Source organism: Peribacillus sp. Bi96 (genome assembly GCF_918698115.1).
In the GTDB taxonomy this organism is placed as follows: domain Bacteria; phylum Bacillota; class Bacilli; order Bacillales; family DSM-1321; genus Peribacillus.
Genome location: NZ_CAKKLV010000014.1, coordinates 1 through 19,344, shown reverse-complemented (window position 1 = coordinate 19,344; position 19,344 = coordinate 1). Strand labels below are relative to the sequence as shown.

Sequence of the window (19,344 nt, the reverse complement as noted above, 5' to 3'; positions counted from 1 at the left end):
AAAACTCAATTAGAAATTCTTCGTTATCTCTAGAACTCCCTAGGGTAGTTATTTTTTCTCATTAAATGTTTTTGATTTTACTAAGAATATAAATTTGTAGTCCTAAAACAAGACCAATTAAAACAGTTATAATGAAAAATGGTCCAACATCTTCGCTAAAAGCAGTTAATAATAGGAAAAATATTGCCACACTTATAACTACACCTAGCACTAAATTCAAGAAAAGTTTCATTGTTACACTCCTTACCACACGATTCCGCTTAATTATAACTAATATCTATAATAATCAAATAGATTAATAGACATAGCCTTTAATACTTAAATGTTATCATAGGAACATTTGCGTTGCTTTTCTTTATGTTTCCTCCGACAGAAACTTGTCCTGTTGAAAGTGTAATCGTCCCTGTTAGGCCAACTGTAACATGTGTATAATACCCATAAGCGTTGGCACTGACATCGTTTTTATTACCTTTTTTCACTTGGTAAGATAGGTAGCCATTATGGTTCTTAGGTGCTGCATTTGATCCAATTGCCTTTATATCAAATTTCTTTGCCCAACCTGCTGCACTTGGAGTTGATGAGATAGCTTCCATCTGTATACTTATAAACAAACTTATCCGTACCAGATACCTTTACAGCTGATGTTGAATGAGTTATAGCTAGGACATCTTTTAATCCCACATTAGGACTCTTTAGCCATTTAAATGAATTTTTCAATAATGTATTTCCATTTGACAATTTAGAAGATGTTAAAGTTAAACTTATCCAACTTGTCTTTTCTGTCTTAGTAGCCCTCATAACTTTATCATGGAAAAGTCCTTGGGTAGCTTGTTCCTCTGTAACAGGAATGATATCTACTTGTCCATCTTGTTGTTCTGTAACTTGAAAGAATTCAGTAGATTCTCCTGTTAATTCCCCATCAATATTTGCAAATGCCTCATACTCTTCTTCAGTCATACTATCAATTTCTTCTTCACTAAAACCTAAGTTTTTTAATGAATCTTTCTCTTCATCTGACAAATAAATTGGTGTTGAACCTTCATCATTTGATTCTGCTTTTGAATTAGTTGGCAAGACTAAAAATAGTAAAAAAACCAGTGCAAACATACCTAAAACTTTACTCACTTTGTAAAACATTGAAAATTTACCCTTAATTCCCTATATTGGATAAAAACACAAGTTTAACAATACCATTCATCTTATGTTTCCGCAACTAATTACCTATTACAATGTAATATTTTATACATTTTAACGGTTAAATGTGAATTATTCCTCATTCTAAAAGAAAAAGCACCCAATTGAATGAGTGCCTTAATTCCTTTATAAGTGTATTTGCTCAAGCTTGATAATGTGTAATGTTTACTTCTCCCACTTTTACAATAATGCTAGGAGAAAGACTAAACCTAACCATCCACGGATTTTAAAAGATGTGCAGGAACGTAGGACATAAAACCATTCAAACAACAGCAGATGTATATGCTCACGTGTCAAAAAAACTCGAAGAAAAAAGTGTGGACGGATATTCAAAATACATGGATTATGCCCAGTTGAATATGAAATAGGTTGAAATGTGGTCAAAATGTGGTCAGCCAGCCAGTTCCCTTTCATTTTATAAAAATAAAAAAAGCCTTGGCAACTGAGAAACTCAGTAATACCAAGGCTTTAAAGCTATTAATACATAGACATATATTGTTCGCGTTCCCATGGGTGAACTTGTGTACGGAACATATCCCATTCGATTTCTTTTGCTTCGATGAAGTGTTCAAGCAAGTGCTCACCTAGCGCTTCTTTGATTACTTCATCAGCTTTTAATGTTTCCAAAGCAGCAAATAAAGTAGCTGGCAGGTCAACGATACCTACTTCTTCACGCTCTTCTTTATTCATAACATAGATGTTGCGGTCAACTGGCGCTGGAGGAGTCAGGTCGTTTTTGATACCGTTAAGACCGGCTTTCAATATTACAGCAAGTGCCAAGTATGGGTTTGCTGCTGGATCGACACTACGTACCTCTACGCGAGTACTCACTCCACGTGAAGCTGGGATACGAATTAATGGGCTACGGTTTTTAGCAGACCAAGCAACATAACAAGGAGCTTCGTAACCAGGTACTAGACGTTTGTATGAGTTAACAGTTGGGTTTGTTACCGCTGTGAAGCTTGGAGCATGCTTAATGATCCCTGCGATAAATTGCTCAGCTGTTTTACTTAATTCCAATTTGCCTTGTTTATCATAAAATGCGTTTTCGTTTCCTTTGAATAAAGAAACGTTACAGTGCATACCAGATCCATTAACACCGAACAATGGTTTTGGCATGAATGTTGCGTGTAAACCATGTTTACGAGCAATCGTTTTAACAACTAATTTAAATGTTTGGATGTTATCACATGCTGAGATCGCATCGGCATATTTAAAGTCAATTTCATGTTGTCCTGGAGCTACTTCATGGTGGGATGCTTCAATTTCAAATCCCATTTCTTCAAGCTCAAGAACGATATCACGACGGCAGTTTTCTCCCAAGTCAGTTGGCGCAAGGTCAAAGTATCCGCCTTTATCATTCAATTCTAGAGTAGGCTCTCCGTTTGCGTCCAGTTTGAATAGGAAAAATTCCGGTTCAGGTCCAAGATTGAAATCTGTGAAGCCCATTTCTCTTGCTTCAGCAAGAACACGTTTTAGGTTAGCACGGGGATCCCCATCAAAAGGTGTTCCATCCGTATTGTAAATGTCGCAAATTAGACGTGCAACTTTACCTTTTTCGGAAGTCCAAGGGAAGATGACCCATGTATTTAAATCTGGATATAGATACATATCAGACTCTTCGATACGTACGAAACCTTCAATGGAAGATCCGTCAAACATCATTTTATTATCAAGTGCTTTTTCCAATTGACTGACTGGGATCTCAACGTTTTTAATCGTCCCTAAAATATCAGTGAACTGTAAACGAATGTACTTAACATTTTCTTCTTTCGCTAAGCGAGTGATGTCTTCACGTGTGAACTTTGTCAATTTCTATTCCCCCTAATATTCTTTAAAAATCATATTTTTTATTGGAAAAAACGAGACATATCCCCTTGTCGTAGAGATGTTCGATGCTTACCGCCTTGTAGAAGCTCAGCGCGCAGAAGCTTACGAAGCTCCTCGTCACTTAGGTCACGCCTTATTTTTTCCGCTTGTTCTAAATCTTGAGTCTTAGGTAAATTTTGTTCCTTTACAGTGAAAATTTTTTTTATGCCGGCCAGATTGACTCCTTGTTCGATTAAGTCTTTAATCTCAAGTAGTCGATCGATATCGTTTAAAGAAAAAACCCGACGATTTCCATCTGTTCTCATAGGAGTAATAAGTTGATGCTCTTCGTAATACCGAATTTGGCGTGCAGACAACTCAGTTAGCTGCATGACGATTCCGATGGAAAAAAGAGGCATCGAACGCCGAATGTTGTTGCCGCTCATTCTTAGCATCCTCCTTTTGTTTATCATGATATAATCTTATATCATGTTATTAAACTTGTCAATATGATGTTACATTTTATGACGTCTTTTTTTTCAGAAAAGTTGAATGATTTGTAACCCAATAAATATTGCGACTATTGTTCATTGCAGAAATCCAGTTGATCTGGATTCCTATTACGGTACCGCCAAATTTCCATTACAATTGAATCAGTTTTTTATCCATAAGCGCATTCACTGCCGTCAATACAGCCATTTTAACATGGGCATACGTCAACCCGCCTTGAACGTAGGCAACATATGGAGCCCTTGTCGGACCATCTGCCGTCAACTCAATGCTTGCTCCCTGTATAAAAGTGCCCGCTGCCATGATTACATCATCTTCATAACCCGGCATATAAGCAGGATATGGTGTTACATGGGAATTGATTGGTGATGCATATTGAATGGCCTGACAGAAGGCAACCATTTTATCTCGGTCATCAAATTGGACGGATTGAATTAAATCAGTGCGCTTCGCATCCCATCGAGGGTACGTATTCATCCCGATTTTCTCTAAAAATGCGGCTGTGAACATGGCTCCTTTAACAGCTTGGCCTACGACGTGTGGCGCAAGAAAGAATCCTTGGTACATTTCCTGTAAACTATAAAGCGAAGCGCCCGCTTCAGCCCCTATTCCAGGTGATGTTAATCGATACGAGCAGGCTTCGACAAGATCTTTTTTACCGACAATGTATCCACCGGTTTTCACGATCCCGCCACCTGGGTTTTTAATCAATGAACCTGCCATTAAATCCGCCCCGACATGACATGGCTCTTGCGTTTCAACAAACTCTCCATAACAGTTGTCGACAAAGACGACAATTTCAGGATTTATTTCTTTTACAAAGGAAATCATTTCCTTGATTTCATCAATCGTGAAAGAAGGACGTGTAGCATACCCTTTTGACCGCTGTATACCGATCATCTTGGTATTTGGTTGAATGGCTTGCTTGACTGCTTTAAAATCAACGGTTCCAGCTTCCGCTAACGGAACGGCCTTATAGCTTATATTAAAATCGCGTAAAGATCCTATGCCCGAGCCCCGGATACCGACAATCTCTTCCAACGTATCATACGGCTTTCCAGTTATGTATAACAATTCATCACCTGGGCGCAATATGCCGAAAAGGGCGGTGGAAATGGCATGTGTCCCCGAAATAATCTGAGGGCGTACTAATCCAGCTTCCGCACCAAAAACATCTGCATATATCAATTCAAGCGTATCGCGTCCCGTATCATCGTATCCGTACCCTGTCGTAGGGATGAAATGTGAATCACTCACTCTATGTGCTTGATAGCTTTGTAATACCCGGAATTGATTTTCTTCAATTCGTTCATCCACTTGCTTATGTAATGGAGAAATCATTGCTTCGACTTCCTGGGCAATGTTTTTTAACACTTCTCCATTTGTTAACTGCTGATACATCAAAAATTCCCCTTTATAATGAAAATTTCTCTAGCTGCCCGGTTAATGGATGATCAGCTAGACAAAAACCTTTGCATTCATATCTTTCCGTTTCTTCATTAAAGGAGAGAGTGCGCAATATGGTTTCATTCTTTAGCTGTGATAATAGTTTACCCTCACTCGAAGGAAGGAAAACATAATATGGGACCATTTCTTCAATCACGTACTTTTCAATTTCTTCCATGATATGATTCAGGTCCGATGGTTCATAAGCACTGATCAATAAAGAAGGATGATTGGAAGACCTTACAAAATCAGCGTGAACCTTATCCTTCTTATTATACAACGTTAGCTGTGGAATGGAAGGGACTTCTAAGTCATTTAGCAAATCATGCACCGTTTTCTCATGATTAAAGTAATCGGCACTTGAGGAATCGACCACATGGAGCAACAGATCCGCTTCTTTCACTTCTTCCAGAGTCGAGCGGAACGCGGCGATTAAGGATGTCGGCAAATCTTGTATAAAGCCAACCGTATCCGTCAACAGCACGGTAAAGCCGCTGGGGAGAATGGCTTTTCGTGTCATGGGGTCCAGTGTAGCGAACAACTGGTTCTCTTCGAATGAATCCGCCTCCGTCAAACGGTTGAACAGCGTTGATTTACCTGCATTGGTATATCCTACTAGTGCAATTTGGAAGGTCTTATTCCGTTTCCTTCTATCGCGATAGCGTTCTCGGTGCTTCACTATGCTACTTAATTGTTGCTTGATTTCATCAATCTTGCCTCGAATGTGACGACGGTCGCTTTCAAGCTTCGTTTCTCCTGGACCCCTTGTTCCGATTCCGCCCCCAAGCCTGGACATGGCCGTTCCCTGTCCGACTAAACGCGGCAATAGGTATTGGAGCTGAGCAAGTTCGACCTGCAGCTTCCCTTCTCTGGAACGCGCACGCTGAGCAAATATATCTAATATGAGCTGCGTCCGATCAATGATCCTTGCCTCCAATTGTTTCGAAAGGTTTCGAATCTGGCTCGGGGATAGTTCATCATTAAAGATGAATAAATCCGGCTCCAGCTCCTCTTCCAGATTCCGAAGCTCCTCCACTTTGCCTTTTCCTATATATGTAGCCGGATCGATGGTTTCCCTTTTCTGGGTTATGGTTAGTAATACCTCAGCATTCGCCGTCTTCGCCAACGAAGCCAACTCATCAAGTGAATAATCAAAACGTTCATTAGCTTCTGTTGTTTGACACCCTATCAACACGGCTTTTTCCTTTATTCGTCCTTCCAAATCATGCACCACCTTCTCGAAGATTTCAGTTAATCATAACAAAAAATTCGCACTTATAAAACTTTCCTGAAAACTAAGCTTTTACCCGTTTTAAAAAGTCCATAATCATGCTAAAATCAAGTTTGACTTTAACATCAAATTTGAGAAGACATAGAGGGAACATTCATATGACATGGGAAGTATTAAGTTTCATAGGTACAATAGCATTTGCCATTAGCGGGACCATCATTGCCATGGAAGAAGAGTATGATATTTTAGGAGTTTATATTTTAGGAATCATAACGGCCTTTGGCGGAGGGGCAATTCGGAATCTACTGATAGGCGTCCCCGTTTCAACGTTATGGAATCAAAGTTTTTATTTCACCATTGCTATAATATCCATCACCATCGTTTTTGTTTTTCCTACAATCCTATCAAAACATTGGGATAGATGGGGAAACTTCAGTGATGCCATTGGCCTTTCAGCTTTTGCTATCCAAGGCGCAATGTATGCCGTAGAACTTAATCATCCAATAAGTGCCATCATCGTATCAGCAGCATTAACCGGATGCGGCGGAGGAATAGTCCGTGACGTGCTGGCCGGAAGAAAGCCATTGGTCTTCAGAAAAGAAATTTACGTAGTGTGGGCCATCATTGCAGGCTTAGCTTTAGGAAGCGGAGTATTATCCCAGTCATGGCAGCTTTATATGCTCTTTGTCGTCATCACAATATTACGAGTCCTTTCTTACACTTATAATTGGCACCTTCCCAATAAAAAATGGGTGCCGAAAACATAAATTTGAAAAGCCCGCCATTTTGGTGGGCTTTCCTTTGTCATTCTTTCTCATCATCCTCAAAAATCAAATCTTGGCTGGTAAGGGTCAGTAAATCGGCTTTTTCAAACGAATCCTCCAGTAAAAGCCGCATTGCCTGCACCCTAATCGACTTTTCAAGTACATTGCGGATATAACGGCCGTTAGAGAATGAAATCGATCCTCGAAATGAACGTAATACGATTAAGTGATCTTTTAATTTCCTTTCAGCATCCCGATTCATTAAATATTCCCTTTCCTGCAGCATACGATCAGCTATCTCCATTAACTGATCAATCGTATAATCCGGAAAGTCTACAACAAGCGGGAACCTGGAATGAAGGCCAGGATTAAGGCTGAGGAAATAATCCATTTCCCGCGAATACCCAGCAAGAATTAAAATGAATTCATGTTGGCGATCTTCCATATGTTTAACAAGGGTATCTATGGCTTCTTTACCAAAATCCTTTTCTCCGCCTCTTCCCAAAGAATAGGCTTCATCAATAAATAAAATCCCGCCAATGGCTTTTTTAATTAAATCCCTAGTTTTTTGGGCAGTATGACCAATATATTCCCCGACCAGATCTGCCCTCTCCGCTTCAATTAAATGCCCTTTTGAGAGTACATTCATTTTTTGAAACAACTTCCCGATTAAACGTGCAACCGTTGTTTTCCCTGTTCCAGGATTTCCTTTAAACATCATATGCAGTGCTTGACGGCCGGTCTTCAGCCCTTTTGCCTCACGCTGCTTGTTGATGTAAATCCAGGCATATATCTCTTTGATCATCCGTTTCATTTCTTCCATTCCTACCAGCGATTTAAGTTCATCTTCAATTTCCTTCAATGCTACATGCTGGTGGGGGATTTCTTGCACCAAAATTTCTTTTATCGGCAGATCCTTTTGTAGCGCTTTTCTGTTTTCCGCATTAAACACAATATTGATTTGCCCGTTATTTTTCATACGGATCGGTTGTTCCAATGCATTCACCTCTCCATCTTGGACCCCTAACTCCACAATTTCATTCGATTTATGATGGCATAGTCATAGGTAGCTTAGCCATAACTAAACCCATCGAAAATTTCCCCTAATTACTTTTTGGTATTCCAAAAATCCCTTATAATTTGCCATATTCTCTTTCAAAAGACGCCTTATTCTGACAGAATACTTCCCTCAGAAAAATATTTACGACAAGTACTCTTCCGATTCGGCAATTTATTTGCTGTGATGTCATTTCCTGCGGTTTCCCGGAAAATAATCCGTCCATTAATATATATTCAATATAGATACGTAAAATTATCGATTCTTTGAAAAAGAAACGAGCAAAGCAAACAAAAAAAAACAGGTCGCTATAAGCGAAACCTGTTTTTACATTCATATATATGATTATTCCTTCACCTCGTAATCAATTTGAACATTACGTTGTGGAGCGAATGTAGAAATCGCATGTTTATAAACTAACTGTTGTTTGCCCTCTGATTCAAATAAAACGGTAAAATTATCGAACCCTTTAACTTGACCTCTAATCTGGAAACCATTTAATAAAAATACCGTCACATACGTACCGTCTTTTCTTAATTGATTAAGAAATTGATCTTGAATATTTACTGATTGTTTCATGTATTAGTCCTCCTCTTTTCTCTCTAATTTTATGTATTCGCCTTCATTGAAAAGCTTTCCTGCAATAAATCCAGATATTTCATGTATTTTTTTTGGAAAGCCTTCGAGATCGGTCATATTAAACCAAATCACATCCATTTTGTTCCGAAACCAAGTTAATTGTCTTTTGGCGTATCGACGAGAGTTTTGCTTTAAAGTTTCCACTGCTTCATCCAATGAAGCTCTTCCTTCAAAATAATCATAGATTTCTTTATAGCCTATAGCCTGGATTGATTGGCAATCCCTCAATCCTTGTTCATAAAATGACTTCACCTCTTGAATTAGCCCTTCTTCTACCATCCCATCAACACGTTGATCGATACGTTGATATAATTTTTCACGTTCCATTGTCAAGCCAATGATGCACGTATCGTATTTCAATTCTGTAGGCTGATCATTCAGCTGCTCACTCATCGTACTACCTGTACAATGGAAAATCTCAAGTGCCCTGATTACCCGTCTTACATTATTAGGATGAATCCGATTTGCACTTTCAGGGTCGACCTTGCGCAATTGCTCAAAAACAGGATTGATTCCGAACTCCCTTACCTGTTTTTCCAGTCCAGCCCTATAAACGGGGTCTGATGGAGCTTCCGAAAATTGATAATCATAAATGACTGATTGTATGTATAATCCTGTTCCACCGACGATAATAGGGAGTTTACCTCTGCTTTGGATGTCCTCGATACAAGCATTAGCGCGCTCCTGGAACTCAGCTGCACTAAATGGTTCATCCGGATCCTTAATGTCCAGTAAAAAGTGCGGAATTCCTTCTGTTTCTTCATTCTTGATTTTTGCAGTCCCAATATCCATTCCTTTATATACCTGCATCGAATCTCCGCTAATAATTTCACCATTAAATAACTTAGCCATCTCGATGCTCATTTTTGTCTTGCCAACAGCAGTCGGTCCAATGATGACGAGAAGTTTTCCTTTTTGTTGTTTCACACTCTCACTGCCTTATATGATTTTTTTCCATCTTATCATAATCTCGATGAAAGCAGCTAAACATCTTCCCATTATGTCCATTTGCCATTCTTTTATTCACTTCTTTTTAAGGAAAGGCATTAAGGTAAGGTTGTCTTAAGGTCACTTTATTTACATTCATTTTTAACCTGCCAAAACGGTTGTTTTTGCATAGAAGATTATAGAATTTGAAACATCCAATTTTTGATCATTGCTATTAACTCTTCATTAATAAGGCTTCATTTTCATAAACAGGACTTTACTAGGTACACGTACTTTTTTGGACAGATGATTGATTATTTGAGGAATGAATTTGCTGTAAGATAGATGTGGTCACGATGCTTCAATACCCTGGTCATAAAAAAAAGGAATGATTCCTTCTATATTATTAGGAATCATTCCTTTTAGGTTTTCAGCACCCTTTTTATGGACTTTTTATTGTGCTTCCCTTTGAAAATGAATCAGCCCATTTTTCCATTTACAGGTATAATCATCGTAATGGAAGTCTGCTTCTCATTAGACTGTACTCGAATCTCTCCATCATACCTGTCCACTAAGTCTTTAACGATAAACAAGCCTTGCCCGCGAACCTTGCCCTTTTGTGCCTTTTTGGTTGAAAATCCGCTAGCGAATATATTCTCCTGGTCTAAGGCGGAAATCATTTGACCGGTGTTCGTGACCATAAACGTATACTTTTCCTCATCCGCTATACAGGCAATTTTCATTCGGCGTTCTTGCTCTGGCAATTCAATCGTTGCCTCAATGGCATTATCTATGACATTTGATAACAATTTTATCAAATCGATTGTTTTGACCCTGTTGAACGAGTTAGATGAAATATCAAGCTCAATATCGATGTTATAATTCTGCGCGGAGAGCCTTTTAGTCTCTAACAGGACAGATAGGCCTGGATGGATTACATCCAACTTCATCGATGCAATCGAATGCACTTCTTTTGAGAGCCCGGTTAAATAATCGAGTGCTTTAGCGTTCTCTTCTAATTTAAGAAGGCCGTGTATCACCTGAATATGATTGGAAAAGTCATGCCTTAACGAATGGACCGAAGCAATAAGCGATTGAAATTCCGATTGATATGTATCCTCCGTATCCCCCACTTCACGTGTCAGTTCTTTTTGATACCATTTTTGAATGACAAAAAAGGTTACCAGCAGCATAATAACAAATCCCCCGTTATAAACCAGGATGGCAATACTGCTTTTCAATACTTTTTCATTAATGGAATTGATATCCTCAGCACTAACATCAATACCTAAAAAACCAATAATCTTACCACCTTGATCTTTCATTGGCACTCCGACAGTCAAATAATCCCCATATTCCGGATCCTCTAGAATCCCAGTAATAAAGCTTTTGCCTTCATAGGCCTGTTTCACCTGCTTGGCTGGTACAGTACATACCCCACCAATAGGAAAATCCCCTTTATGATCTTTAGAAAAGCCAGTAATCATGGCCTTTGATACTACCGGATTATCTACCTTAATGGTATAAACATACAAAGCTCCGATTTTTTCACGGGCATCCTCTAAGTAAGCTTTAATATCCTCATATTCCCGGCTCTTTACTTGGTTATTAAGAAATCGTTGATAGGCCTCTATATCCATTGAGTCGGCAATGGACCTAGCAGCTACCAAGTTTTGATTGGCAACGGATTTTTGAACAGAATTTTTAATACTTAAATAAGTAGAAAACATATTTAGGAGAATGAAAACAATTAATAAAAGAATGGTCAAATAAAGAAATGCCCTTAACTTTTTATTTTTCATAGGATTAAACTTACCTCATCTCTAGCAGCTAAAAGTTAACGAACCTATTGTGAGTTTACTATATAAAGGAGCAAAGAAATAGAGAAAAATCAATTATTATTTATAATTACAGGCATATAAGACTACGATTAATCAAGTAATTAACAGATTACCCAGTTATTTTTTTACCTTATAACTTTAAATTTATCATGTATACTAATATCATCGAACAATGATTTCCAACACGGTACTTTATTTCCATATATGTATTATTTTAATATAAATGAAAATGGAAAAAGAAAGGGTCCTTTGTTTCATTAGTGTTTCTTGAAACAAATAATTTTACCCTTTATATGAAAATATTACAAGTTTTTTAAGTGTTAACTGTCTAATCAGGCCAAAATTCATTTATTTTAATTGTGATAGCATCCGGTCCAACATAAATAACGGGTGAATCCTCTTACAATAGTACGTATTGACTAATTCACTATTCCTGGAACCGTCAATGAAATGGCCTAAGTTTTTTCCTCAAGTTTAAATGAGCTGATTTCCTTGAAATAGAAAATGGAATCGGAGCAATATCCCCCGATTCCATTTAATCATAGCTTTTAGTTCATCGTATTAAAGACAGCCCGCTCATACATTCTTTTCGTTACTTGATAATATAGTAGTTGAAGAAGAAAATACGTAGCGATGACTATAGCCGAATAGCCAAACAAATTGGAGCCCAATAAATTGCTTAATGCCATGTAGGCAAATATTGCATGAATCATCCCTATCACAAAAGGCGCAAAAAAGAGGATGCGTATTTCCGCACTTAAGATTTGCCGAATTTCTTTTTTTGTTAGGCCCAATCGATGAAGTGCATGTATTTGAATTCTTTTATCTTCTAAGTTCGTAAACACACGCAGATACATCATGCTGCCTTGGACTATAAAGAATAATAAACTGACAAACAAGCCGATAAATAGGATCAACATGCTTCCCTGTTTCATCTTTTGATAAATAGGCGCTCTTGTTTGCAATTGATTGTGGTCAGGATTGTTCGACATTTTTTCGATTTTCCTAGATGTTTCTATTGCCTTTTCCCAATCTTTCACTTCGTACCCGCGGGCTCTTATCATTTCTTTCAGTGGCACATCAGCCGTGATTTCATTATATAATCGATCATCAACCACCATTAGGGTGGTAGCTGATTTGATGGGAGCGATTATCGTTTGATTTAGCTGATCCGCCATCGTTACTCGTACGATTTGTTTGCCATGGTGAAGTTCCTTTTCTTCCCCCTTTTGTATGAATTGATAATCCATTCCTTCATAAGGAAAAATATATACCGCTTCTTTTCCCGATAACTTGATTGGATCTAGCTTTCTCAATGCCGCTACTTTGTTAAAATCACTTTCCGAGATTAATAATGACCTATCTTCAATAGGTTCTCCCGTTTTCATATTGGGAATCATATGTGTAATGGGCACGCCTGTCATATTGACTTTGTAAAGGATCTTGAATCCATCTTCTTTTAAGGATCTCTCCACCATAGATGGTTCAATGACGGAATAAACAGAAGCATCATTTTCAACCCAGCCAATTGATTGCGGGATGTTATCCACCCCTTGCTTCTTGAGATCTGCTGTGAACATGAAAAGTGTTCCTCCAGCTGTCAAAATGACAGCAGTAATGATCGAGGTTAAAAAGAATAACCTGGAATAATCCTTGATATTAAATATTAAGTTTGTTTGAGTAATTAAATTTGTTCCATTATATAAGCTCTTCTTCTTCAGATGAAGCCTCCTGCAAAGAGCGACAATACTTTGGCTGAATAAAAAATAAGTGCCGATCAGGATGAAAACCAAAATGGGCAATACCCGAATATATGCATTGTTCATTTTCATCGTAACCGCCAAATAATAAGAAATGCCCAAGCATACTACTGATAGTGCAATTAACCACTTTGATACAATCGGTGACTTTTTTGGTTTTTGTTTATCTTTTAACAAATCGACTACCTTTGCATTTCCGATTTGAAACAATGAAAGAAGCGATAGTACCTGAAACAATAAAATGAAACCAACAATCGTATAAACAAAAGCTTTAGGAACAAATACAAATGATAATGGTGTCTCCACCTCTAATAACCAAGAAACTACCATTAAGAATAACTTTGAAAACAATAACCCCAATCCAACCCCGATCATGATCGATAGGAGGGATACCATCGTTTGCTCCCAGTAAATCAGTTTTCTAAGTTGGGCTTGGGACATCCCGAATATTGTGAGCAATCCAAACTCTTTTTTACGCGGCTGTAAGAATGCAGCATTAGAATAAGCGATAAAGAAAACAGAGAAAACGATGATGACAATTTCAGCTGCTATAAGCCCCCTGCGAACAAGCTGCCCTCCAGGGATATTCGTTGTGACCACATCTGGATGAAAGATAAAGGATGCATATATATAAAAGATTGAAACAGAAAGGACCATACTGAAAAAATAAGCAAGATAACGTTGGGTATTTCCTTGGATATTACGCTTAGCGAGAAGTCGAATGTTCATGGTAGACTCCCCCCAAAACGCTCAACGTATCTAAAATTCGACGATGGAAGGACTGTCTTTCCCCACCATTGTGAACCTCTGAAAAAAACTTTCCGTCCTTAATGAATAGTATCCTGTCACAAAAACTGGCGGCAGTTGGATCATGGGTGACCATGAGGATGGATGCCCCCTTTTTCTCCTGAAGCGTCGTGAAGCTATCCATTACCTGCTTGGCGGATTTGGAATCCAAATTACCTGTCGGTTCATCAGCCAGAATAATGGATGGTTCATGAATCATCGCTCTTGCACAAGATGTTCGCTGCTGCTGACCTCCGGAAATTTCAAAAGTCCGTTTTTCTAAAATCCCTTCTATACCAAGTAAGTGTGCCAACTGATTTACCCTATCTTCCATTTCATGCTGTTTATAATGGTCTAAAGCTAAAGGAAGAAGGATATTTTCGCGAACGGTAAGTGTATCAAGGAGATTAAAGTCTTGAAAAACAAATCCAATCTCCCTCCTTCGAAACAAAGACAGATCATGATTGTTTAATTCATTAGGATTTTGATCATTTAGAGTCACTGTCCCTGTTGTCGGCCTATCAATCGTGGCCATTAAGTTAAGCAAAGTGGTTTTCCCGCTTCCTGAAGGACCCATCACCCCGACAAACTCCCCTTTTTGAACATTCATGGAGAAATTATCTAATGCTTTATGAAATAAATTCCCCTGCTTTTGAAAATAAGTTTTGGATAATTGCTCTGCTTTTAAAATCGACATACTAGAATACCTCCCTTTCTTATTGTAAGTATAAAAAATAACGCCGGAGGCCCCCATCGAAGTTTATTACATAATGGCAAAACAGCCTTACAATTCTGTCACCTTTCATGTAAGGTATTTGTTTTAAAAAGAAATTCCACTGTGGTCCCTACGGATACAGTCGATTGAATGGTAACTTCATGTCCAAATTTGTTAACGATCTCCTTCACTAAATAAAGCCCCATACCAGTTGACTCTTGTTGGGTTCGTCCGTTCTCTCCTGTAAAAAATGGATCAAACACTCTTTTTATATCATGCGGGACAATTCCAATGCCCTGATCCATGATACTAAGATAAATCTCAGACTCTTTTTCAACGATGCGAAACGTAATGCTGTCATGCGCTCCCTGCCTTGAATACTTCAGTGCATTATAAGCAACCTGGCTAATCGCAAAGTGGAGCCACTTACGATCCGAATGCACATAAACATTTTCATGCTCTGTTTCAAGCTTGGGATAAATGAAACGTTGAATGAACTGTTTCTTTTCCTCGTTGATCACTTGCTTGACTAAATTAATTAAGTCAATCCGCTCCGATTTTACATCCTCCGAAAAACGCTGCAGCCTTGCACCGTGTAATATAATTTCCAACCCTCTGCGAAAACGATCATTTTCATCTTCAATCTCTTTAAGATAATCTTTCATCGCTTCATCAGAAAATGTCCTTTTTCCTTCTTGAATCAGTAAAGAAATGACCGAAACAGGTGTCTTCATTTGATGAACCCATTGGTGAATCAACAGCTCATATTGTTCCTTCTGTTTGATTTGTTCTTGTAATTGCTCGATTGTAGCCCGATTCATTTGTTGAAAAAGCTCAATCCACAACTTATGTTCATTTGTCATGGGATTCATAAAGGCTTCGGCATATTCAAACGTCAAGGCTGCTTCTTGCTTCATCCTTCCTAACTGATTAAGAAAACGATAATGCCTTATGTAATCAATCGCTAAAAATAGTAACATCATAAACATTGCAAGGGTAAATAGATAGATAATATTAGAAATCGATATGTGATTCCCCGCTTCCAGAACGGAGAACGCATAAGTAATGATGAGCAAACTTCCTAATAGAACAGTATAAAATATAAAATAGAGACGGTCTTTTATGTAGGATTTGAACTTCACTTTTCTTCACCTTGCATGATTTTAAGCCGATATCCTTTTCCCCTGCTTGTTGTTATGGCGGACTTGATTCCAATATCCTCTAGTTTCCTCCGTACTCTAGTGACATTGACAGTCAAAGTGTTATCATCAACAAATGAGTCATCATTCCATAGCGCTTCAAGTAAATCTTCCCGCGAGACAATGGTGTCATACTGTTTTAGTAAACAATTCAATAATTTCAACTCATTTTGGGATAACAGTACCTGTTTGTGTTGATATTCAATCATCGCTTTCTCCAAATATAGTGTTAATCCATCCATTTCCTTTACATGATGATGGAATGAGGATGTTTCGGCATATTCGCCATAAACCCTGCGAAGGGCACTCTTTATTTTTGCAAGTACGACTTCCAAATGAAACGGTTTCGTTATATAATCATCACCCCCATATTCAATGGCCATGACCTGGTTCATTTCATCTGTCCTTGCAGAAATAAAAATGATGGGAACCTTTGAAACCGTCCTCATCAGTCGGCACCAATGGAAACCATCATAATAGGGTAGATTGATATCCAATAAAACCAAATCCGGCCTTATCTCTTGGAACTCTGCAAAGACTTTTTCCATTTGCTTAACTTCAAAAACCTCATACCCATACCTTTTTAAATAATTGACCAAGATTCCAGCTATTTTTACATCGTCTTCAACCAATAAGATTTTATACATCTTTTCCTCCTCTATAAAATGACGCGGTCCCCTTTTGCACATGCAATAACACCCCATTTATTGCTAATAAATACATAAATAAAAAACCTTGAATGGCAGGAACCAATCAAGGAGATTCACATTAAATTAGATTTCATCCGGGATTTTCAGTCCCTCAATGAATGATTTAAAACTCGCTGCAACTTTATAAATATTTTCTTCCTGGTTTGAAGGATCCGAATACCACCCTTGATCCCAGAAGTAAACTCCCTTTTCCTCTTCGTTATTTATTAACAAGATTTTACCTGCACACGTATCATTCCCTATGATAATACAATTCTTATGTAAGCGTTCATTGTATTCTTCATGCCATTTTTGTAAATCCAACTCTTTTTCCTCAAGATCTAATCCATAAAGTACATTTAAGCAAACGAGGGTGTCTAATGCATCTACATAAAACTTACTGTTTTGCACTGCAGGTGAGCCGCCATTATACTTAAGGAGAAATTGTTTATAATCTGCAGGAATTTCAAAACCTACAAATCCCTGAAAATCATTCAATGCTTCTTGTGTGGCTTTGCCGTATCCAGTAATATTCACCATTCTACCAACTCCATTTCATTTATTGTAGCAACCTACTAAACTAAATCACCACTAGATAATAACCCTATTCACTTGTTATTGCGGTTTATAAACCGGCCAAGGATTTACTGATTATTCTCAGCCTATTGGAACTTCACTTTCTGATTACAACTCTGGTATTCAAAACGACATTTTCTCCATGCAGATCCTTAGAACATAAAATATTCATTAGGAATAGAAAAATTACACTTTTTTAAATATATTAACATAATTTTACTATTTATTTCAGTATTTTCTGATATTTTTTTTGAACAATCTGTTTCATTCTTTTTTCATTAAGGAATTAGCGCTGCTAAAAAGACATTTTCTCTTCATTAAAAGAATGTGTGGATTGCAGAAAAATTGTAGGCAGAGGACATAATGGGGGCATGGACATATTGCCATTGTATCGCATGCGCTTTCTTCAAATACCTGTTATGCATATTTATTTCTATACTGGCGATACATTGATACATCTTCCTGAATACAATAAACAAGGGCGTTTCATCCGAATTAATAATCGTACAACGCATTTGAAAGTGAATAATTAAACTTACAGAAATAATCAATAAAAAAGGCACCTAACCATTTTCAGGTTTGTGTGCCTTTTTTTATTAATCTTTCAAACAATTTTATAGTCATCATAAGTGATTAATAGCCTACTCATAGAAACTGTCTCAGCGCGGAGCTTATTCTTATCCCGACAATAAGCTATTATAGAACTATTAGGAAGTTTAGCAGTACAATTCCATTTACTATATTTCGTACAATACCTGGAGGATACTTCGATCATTTCTCCACGTACCTTTAACATTCTGCGTTCTACCAAAGGCATCATCTCCATTTCCGATAATATTATTTACCCTAAATCAGATGAAATATTCTTGGAACAAGGGCAAGACATGGCATATACAGGAGATTATGGACATTATAGCAAAACAAACAAATAGGTGAAATTATAACTGTTTATAGTCAAAAAGAGATCTATCAAACTTCAAAAACAAAGTTGCTTGGAACGGGTGTGCGAGACTCCTGCGGGAATACGCGTCCTAGGGAGGCGCCGCGGGCGGAAAGCGAGTGCCTGGAGTCCAACACAACGTTCAAGTTTTACTATCAATCATCATCGAGTTTGTCTTCAGTTTGCTATATATGCCAGAAGTAAAAGCTGAAAGTAACTCTCTATTAAAGATATTACATGCAGAATAATCTTAATGTTTTTTTGAAATATTAAGATAAATCACAAAGCTCACCTACTAACTCATATTTATAACTATAAAATTATATTCATATCACTAAAAATATATTTGAAATTAAGAGATTAGAGTCGTATGATTAGTAGTATCGGCGGAAAACATATAAACCAAAATAAATGAAGTTTAAAGGGGAATTAGATATGGTAGAAGTAGTCTCAAAACCTGAACATGAAACACTTAATAATTCTGCAAACCAAGGACAATTGGATATTCTTGATCAGCTTTTAAAGCCTGAGGTACAGGAATCCTTGAACACTTTAGTTGAGCAATTACCAAAGCTGACTGAGTTAGTGAATATTTTAACAAAGTCTTATGATTTTGCTCAATCGGTAGCGACTGATGATGTACTGAAAAATGATACAGTCAGCGCGATTTCAGAAATCGCGACACCTGTAGTCGATTCAGTGAAAGGGCTTGCGGCTACTGCCGTCGAAGCTAAAGATCGTGCTGAAGTGAATAAAGATGTAATTGGTCTATTTGGTCTGTTAAAAATGATGAAAGACCCACAAGCACAAAAACTTTTCCGTTTCGCCCAAGCTTTCCTTGAAATCTCTTCAGAACATAAAAACCAAAAATAAATTCATGAACATTCAATCAGTAAGGACGGGGGATTAACTATGTCAAAACAAATCGTCATCTTAGGTGCAGGATACGCTGGTTTACTATCTGCGTTATCCGTACGTGAATATTACAATAAGGATGAAGTGCAGGTTACAGTGGTGAATCAATTTCCAACACACCAAATCATCACCGAATTGCATCGTCTTGCAGGCGGTTCCATTTCTGAGCAAGCCATTTCCATTCCTTTGGAAAAACTTTTCAAAGGAAAAGATATCGATCTTGCCATTTCAAAAGTGGAGTCTTTCTCAGTTGATAAAAAAGAAGTGAAACTTTCCAATGGATCCACTTTATCTTATGATGCCCTAGTTGTTGCTTTGGGAAGCCAAACAGGATTCTTCGGCATTC

20 protein-coding genes are annotated in these 19,344 nt (G+C 37.8%); 4 read left to right on the top strand and 16 right to left on the bottom strand.

All coding sequences use genetic code 11. The annotated features are described in order from the left end of the window. Nucleotides 1-61: 61 nt before the first annotated feature. The 7 genes from LQ203_RS16900 to hflX form a co-directional block, all read right to left on the bottom strand. A complete protein-coding gene (locus LQ203_RS16900; RefSeq protein WP_161804942.1) occupies nt 62-232 on the bottom strand; it encodes a hypothetical protein in 171 nt (56 codons plus the stop codon). A gap of 79 nt (nt 233-311) precedes the next feature. Next, nucleotides 312-593, bottom strand: a complete 282-nt coding sequence (locus tag LQ203_RS16895; protein ID WP_230159531.1) for a hypothetical protein — start codon at nt 591-593, stop codon at nt 312-314. Then, on the bottom strand, nt 541-1,137 hold the full coding sequence (locus tag LQ203_RS16890) for a hypothetical protein (protein WP_230159530.1): 597 nt from the start codon (nt 1,135-1,137) through the stop codon (nt 541-543). The genes LQ203_RS16895 and LQ203_RS16890 overlap by 53 nt, the downstream gene beginning before the upstream one ends. A 534-nt stretch (nt 1,138-1,671) precedes the next feature. Next, nucleotides 1,672-3,006 (bottom strand): type I glutamate--ammonia ligase, encoded by a 1,335-nt coding sequence (glnA, locus tag LQ203_RS16885; protein ID WP_230159529.1) that lies wholly within the window; start codon nt 3,004-3,006, stop codon nt 1,672-1,674. A 38-nt stretch (nt 3,007-3,044) separates the two neighbouring features. After that, a complete protein-coding gene (locus LQ203_RS16880) occupies nt 3,045-3,449 on the bottom strand; it encodes a MerR family transcriptional regulator (RefSeq protein ID WP_230159528.1) in 405 nt (134 codons plus the stop codon). A gap of 196 nt (nt 3,450-3,645) precedes the next feature. Next, entirely contained in the window at nt 3,646-4,914 is a 1,269-nt protein-coding gene (locus LQ203_RS16875; protein WP_230159527.1) for a methionine gamma-lyase family protein, read from the bottom strand. A gap of 13 nt (nt 4,915-4,927) precedes the next feature. After that, nucleotides 4,928-6,181: a GTPase HflX gene (gene hflX / locus LQ203_RS16870; protein ID WP_230159526.1), complete on the bottom strand. Its 1,254-nt coding sequence runs from the start codon at nt 6,179-6,181 to the stop codon at nt 4,928-4,930. Between the two features lie 167 nt (nt 6,182-6,348). Here hflX and LQ203_RS16865 point away from each other — a divergent pair, with 167 nt between their 5' ends. After that, nucleotides 6,349-6,957 carry a trimeric intracellular cation channel family protein gene (locus tag LQ203_RS16865; protein WP_230159525.1) on the top strand — a complete coding sequence of 203 codons (609 nt, stop codon included), beginning with the start codon at nt 6,349-6,351 and terminating at the stop codon, nt 6,955-6,957. Between the two features lie 37 nt (nt 6,958-6,994). Here the strand turns inward: LQ203_RS16865 and spoVK are convergent, their stop codons facing one another. From spoVK to LQ203_RS16820, 9 genes are all read right to left on the bottom strand, one after another. After that, entirely contained in the window at nt 6,995-7,951 is a 957-nt protein-coding gene (spoVK, locus tag LQ203_RS16860; RefSeq protein ID WP_230159524.1) for a stage V sporulation protein K, read from the bottom strand. Between the two features lie 405 nt (nt 7,952-8,356). Further along, complete coding sequence (gene hfq, locus LQ203_RS16855; RefSeq protein ID WP_034313436.1) at nt 8,357-8,590, bottom strand: RNA chaperone Hfq; 234 nt, start codon at nt 8,588-8,590, stop codon at nt 8,357-8,359. A gap of 3 nt (nt 8,591-8,593) precedes the next feature. Beyond that, on the bottom strand, nt 8,594-9,577 hold the full coding sequence (gene miaA, locus LQ203_RS16850) for a tRNA (adenosine(37)-N6)-dimethylallyltransferase MiaA (RefSeq protein WP_290370603.1): 984 nt from the start codon (nt 9,575-9,577) through the stop codon (nt 8,594-8,596). A 479-nt stretch (nt 9,578-10,056) separates the two neighbouring features. Further along, nucleotides 10,057-11,379, bottom strand: coding sequence for an ATP-binding protein (locus LQ203_RS16845; protein ID WP_230159523.1), 1,323 nt, complete (start codon nt 11,377-11,379; stop codon nt 10,057-10,059). A gap of 587 nt (nt 11,380-11,966) precedes the next feature. Beyond that, nucleotides 11,967-13,907 (bottom strand): ABC transporter permease, encoded by a 1,941-nt coding sequence (locus LQ203_RS16840; protein ID WP_230159522.1) that lies wholly within the window; start codon nt 13,905-13,907, stop codon nt 11,967-11,969. Continuing rightward, nucleotides 13,885-14,661: an ABC transporter ATP-binding protein gene (locus tag LQ203_RS16835; protein ID WP_230159521.1), complete on the bottom strand. Its 777-nt coding sequence runs from the start codon at nt 14,659-14,661 to the stop codon at nt 13,885-13,887. Before LQ203_RS16835 ends, LQ203_RS16840 begins: the two co-directional genes overlap by 23 nt. A gap of 98 nt (nt 14,662-14,759) precedes the next feature. Then, nucleotides 14,760-15,821, bottom strand: coding sequence for a sensor histidine kinase (locus LQ203_RS16830; protein WP_230159520.1), 1,062 nt, complete (start codon nt 15,819-15,821; stop codon nt 14,760-14,762). Beyond that, on the bottom strand, nt 15,818-16,525 hold the full coding sequence (locus LQ203_RS16825) for a response regulator transcription factor (RefSeq protein ID WP_230159519.1): 708 nt from the start codon (nt 16,523-16,525) through the stop codon (nt 15,818-15,820). Before LQ203_RS16825 ends, LQ203_RS16830 begins: the two co-directional genes overlap by 4 nt. Before the next feature lie 126 nt (nt 16,526-16,651). Next, nucleotides 16,652-17,107 carry an SMI1/KNR4 family protein gene (locus LQ203_RS16820; protein ID WP_230159518.1) on the bottom strand — a complete coding sequence of 152 codons (456 nt, stop codon included), beginning with the start codon at nt 17,105-17,107 and terminating at the stop codon, nt 16,652-16,654. Between the two features lie 1,095 nt (nt 17,108-18,202). Between LQ203_RS16820 and LQ203_RS27530 the strand changes: the two genes are divergently transcribed. The 3 genes from LQ203_RS27530 to LQ203_RS16810 all read left to right on the top strand — a co-directional run. Next, complete coding sequence (locus LQ203_RS27530) at nt 18,203-18,331, top strand: hypothetical protein (protein WP_290370602.1); 129 nt, start codon at nt 18,203-18,205, stop codon at nt 18,329-18,331. Between the two features lie 187 nt (nt 18,332-18,518). Beyond that, nucleotides 18,519-18,956, top strand: a complete 438-nt coding sequence (locus LQ203_RS16815; RefSeq protein ID WP_230159517.1) for a DUF1641 domain-containing protein — start codon at nt 18,519-18,521, stop codon at nt 18,954-18,956. Nucleotides 18,957-18,995: 39 nt separating this feature from the next. Next, on the top strand, nt 18,996-19,344 hold a 349-nt coding region (locus tag LQ203_RS16810), incomplete at its 3' end, for an FAD-dependent oxidoreductase (RefSeq protein WP_230159516.1).

Excerpts from the sequence above, each read along its gene's own strand:
- LQ203_RS16900 (WP_161804942.1), bottom strand. The coding sequence starts at position 232 with ATGAAACTTTTCTTGAATTTAGTGCTAGGTGTAGTTATAAGTGTGGCA.
- LQ203_RS16835 (WP_230159521.1), bottom strand. The coding sequence starts at position 14,661 with ATGTCGATTTTAAAAGCAGAGCAATTATCCAAAACTTATTTTCAAAAG.
- LQ203_RS16820 (WP_230159518.1), bottom strand. The coding sequence starts at position 17,107 with ATGGTGAATATTACTGGATACGGCAAAGCCACACAAGAAGCATTGAAT.
- LQ203_RS16890 (WP_230159530.1), bottom strand. The coding sequence starts at position 1,137 with ATGTTTTACAAAGTGAGTAAAGTTTTAGGTATGTTTGCACTGGTTTTT.
- LQ203_RS16845 (WP_230159523.1), bottom strand. The coding sequence starts at position 11,379 with ATGAAAAATAAAAAGTTAAGGGCATTTCTTTATTTGACCATTCTTTTA.
- LQ203_RS16825 (WP_230159519.1), bottom strand. The coding sequence starts at position 16,525 with ATGTATAAAATCTTATTGGTTGAAGACGATGTAAAAATAGCTGGAATC.
- LQ203_RS16815 (WP_230159517.1), top strand. The coding sequence starts at position 18,519 with ATGGTAGAAGTAGTCTCAAAACCTGAACATGAAACACTTAATAATTCT.
- LQ203_RS16840 (WP_230159522.1), bottom strand. The coding sequence starts at position 13,907 with ATGAACATTCGACTTCTCGCTAAGCGTAATATCCAAGGAAATACCCAA.
- LQ203_RS16895 (WP_230159531.1), bottom strand. The coding sequence starts at position 593 with ATGGAAGCTATCTCATCAACTCCAAGTGCAGCAGGTTGGGCAAAGAAA.
- LQ203_RS16875 (WP_230159527.1), bottom strand. The coding sequence starts at position 4,914 with ATGTATCAGCAGTTAACAAATGGAGAAGTGTTAAAAAACATTGCCCAG.
- hfq (WP_034313436.1), bottom strand. The coding sequence starts at position 8,590 with ATGAAACAATCAGTAAATATTCAAGATCAATTTCTTAATCAATTAAGA.
- LQ203_RS16880 (WP_230159528.1), bottom strand. The coding sequence starts at position 3,449 with ATGAGCGGCAACAACATTCGGCGTTCGATGCCTCTTTTTTCCATCGGA.
- LQ203_RS16865 (WP_230159525.1), top strand. The coding sequence starts at position 6,349 with ATGACATGGGAAGTATTAAGTTTCATAGGTACAATAGCATTTGCCATT.